General features: G+C 43.7%; 2 protein-coding genes. Both read left to right on the top strand.

Translation table 11 applies throughout. The features are described 5' to 3' along the window. On the top strand, nt 1-136 hold a 136-nt coding region (locus EIZ58_RS35315), incomplete at its 5' end, for a YdhR family protein (protein ID WP_205672459.1). A gap of 125 nt (nt 137-261) precedes the next feature. After that, nucleotides 262-412: FAD/NAD(P)-binding protein (locus tag EIZ58_RS35310; RefSeq protein WP_205672457.1), on the top strand; the 151-nt coding region annotated here is incomplete at its 3' end.

The following is a 412-nucleotide window of genomic DNA, read 5'->3' as shown; positions in this document are numbered from 1 at the left end:
TGATGAAAAAAGCGCCCTTGCCTATCTGGAAAAACACACTGCCCGACTGAAAAATCTCGGCGTTGAGGAAGTTGTCGCCAAAGTTTTCGATGTCAATGAGCCACTGAGTCAAATCAATCAGGCAAAACTCGCCTGACAGAATTTAATCAAGGGCGGTTAGCGCCCTTTTCATCCCTGTCTGAAATTTCTCAAATTCTAAAAATCTCAACCAAACTTATCTGATAACACTAAATTCGAAAGAATGCGTACAGGTAAGTAACAATGAAAAAAATTGCTATTGTGGGTGCCGGGCCTACGGGGATCTACACCTTATTCTCGCTTCTACAGCAACAAACTCCACTTTCTATTTCTATCTTCGAGCAGGCTGACGAGGCCGGTGTCGGGATGCCATACAGTGATGAGGAAAACTCAA

The sequence above is a fragment of the Ammoniphilus sp. YIM 78166 genome (assembly GCF_004522215.1).
GTDB lineage: Bacteria > Bacillota > Bacilli > Aneurinibacillales > RAOX-1 > YIM-78166.
Note: the sequence above shows the minus strand (reverse complement) of the source record. Positions and strands in the feature narration are given on the sequence as shown.